The sequence below is a fragment of the Mesorhizobium sp. M1E.F.Ca.ET.041.01.1.1 genome (assembly GCF_003997355.1).
GTDB lineage: Bacteria > Pseudomonadota > Alphaproteobacteria > Rhizobiales > Rhizobiaceae > Mesorhizobium.
In genome coordinates this window covers 1-1,677 of record NZ_RZSL01000914.1, presented here as the reverse complement: position 1 = coordinate 1,677, position 1,677 = coordinate 1, and the positions used below count along the sequence as shown (strand labels likewise).

At 65.8% G+C, this 1,677-nt stretch carries 4 protein-coding genes; all 4 read right to left on the bottom strand.

All coding sequences use genetic code 11. The annotated features are described in order from the left end of the window. Positions 1-184, bottom strand: a 184-nt coding sequence (locus tag EOA38_RS35835) for a bifunctional hydroxymethylpyrimidine kinase/phosphomethylpyrimidine kinase (RefSeq protein WP_189435156.1), incomplete at its 3' end; no start/stop codon positions are given. After that, complete coding sequence (locus tag EOA38_RS35830; protein WP_127301439.1) at positions 175-780, bottom strand: thiamine phosphate synthase; 606 nt, start codon at positions 778-780, stop codon at positions 175-177. The genes EOA38_RS35835 and EOA38_RS35830, both read right to left, overlap by 10 nt. Further along, positions 777-1,550, bottom strand: a complete 774-nt coding sequence (locus EOA38_RS35825; RefSeq protein WP_127301438.1) for a thiazole synthase — start codon at positions 1,548-1,550, stop codon at positions 777-779. Before EOA38_RS35825 ends, EOA38_RS35830 begins: the two co-directional genes overlap by 4 nt. Before the next feature lie 3 nt (positions 1,551-1,553). Further along, on the bottom strand, positions 1,554-1,677 hold a 124-nt coding region (gene thiS, locus EOA38_RS35820; RefSeq protein ID WP_127301437.1), incomplete at its 5' end, for a sulfur carrier protein ThiS.

Below are 1,677 nucleotides of genomic sequence, written 5' to 3'. Positions count from 1 at the left end.
GGCCAGGCTGCATATGGTGGACCGCCGCAACGGATTGGTGTGTCTGCACCGTTACCGCGGTGACGGCAACGCAACTGCGCAAGCCGATCGAAGAGATCGTCTCGATATCGCGCGCGATTCCGGCGCCGCCGCTGGAATCCGATCCGCCGACGACGAGCACGTGCGGGTCCCGGTTCAGCGCCATTGCTCCGTCTTGTCGATCCATTCCCTGGTACGCGCCTCGGGGTCCGGATTCAGCGTTATGTCCGTCACCACCGCCGCGCTGTCGGCGCCGGCCCCGAAAACGCCATCGAGCCGTTCGGGATTGAGGCCGCCGATGGCGACCAATGGAATGGGCGCGACGCTGCCTTTCCACGCCCGGATCCTTTCGAGCCCCTGCGGCGCCCATTTCATCGTCTTCAGGATGGTCGGATAGACGGGACCCAGCGCGACGTAGTCGGGCCTGGCTGCCATGGCCGTCTCCAGTTCGGCATGATCATGGGTGCTCAGTCCAAGCCTGATGCCGGCCGCCTGTATCTCGGGGAGGTTGGCGGCCTGCAGGTCCTCCTGGCCGAGGTGGACGAAGTCGCAGCCCTCTTCGATCGCCAGCCGCCAATGATCGTTGACAATGAGCTGGCAATGGTGTCGCGCGCACAAGGCTTTTGCCTTGCGGATTTCCGCGCGCAGCCTGCCCTCGTCCATGTCCTTGATGCGGAGTTGCACCAGCCTGACGCCGAGCGGCACAAGGCGTTCGACCCAGGCGGCGCTGTCGACGATCAGGTAGAAGGGATCGAGCTTCATGAGAAAACCGCCCTGCCGATTGTAGGCGTCGATGGCACGGCGACGTCGCGCGGCTCGAGCATTCCCGAACCATAGGCTTCGCGGCCGGCATCGACCGCCTTGCCGAAAGCGCGCGCCATGCCCACCGGGTCGGCCGCCTTGGCAACCGCGGTGTTGAGGAGCACGGCGTCAAAACCGAGTTCCATGACAGTTGCCGCGTGCGAGGGCCGTCCGAGCCCCGCGTCGACGATCAACGGCACGTCGGGGAAATGCCCGCGCATCGAGCGCAGCGCCATGATGTTGACCGGCCCGAGCGCCGAACCGATCGGCGCGCACCACGGCATAAGGACCTTGCAGCCTGCCTCGAGCAGCCGCTCGGCGACGATAAGGTCGTCGGTGGTATAGGGGAACACGTCGAAACCGTCCTCGCACAGGATGCGTGCCGCCTCGACCAGGCCGAAGACGTCGGGCTGCAGCGTGTCGTGGTTGCCGATGACTTCGAGCTTGATCCAGGACGTGCCGAAGACTTCGCGCGCCATCTTCGCGGTCGTCACGGCTTCCTTCACGGAATGGCAGCCGGCGGTGTTGGGCAGCACCCTCACGCCGAGCGAGCGGATCAGCGACCAGAATTTCTCGCCGGCCTTGCCGCCGGCCATTTCCCGGCGCAGCGAGACGGTCACCACCGAGGTGCCTGACGCCTTGACCGCATCGGCCAGGATCGCCGGCGAAGGATATTGGGCGGTGCCCAGCAGCAGGCGCGAGGCAAGTTTTGTCCCGAGAAGATCGAACATCGGCTAGCCTCCCTGCATGGGTGACAGGATTTCGATCCGGTCGCCCTCGCTCAACCGGAATTCCGCCCGTCCGGCCGCGGGAACGACATCGCCGTTCAGCGCGGTGGCGAGCCAGCCGCCCTCATAG

Excerpts from the sequence above, each read along its gene's own strand:
- EOA38_RS35830 (WP_127301439.1), bottom strand. The coding sequence starts at position 780 with ATGAAGCTCGATCCCTTCTACCTGATCGTCGACAGCGCCGCCTGGGTC.
- EOA38_RS35825 (WP_127301438.1), bottom strand. The coding sequence starts at position 1,550 with ATGTTCGATCTTCTCGGGACAAAACTTGCCTCGCGCCTGCTGCTGGGC.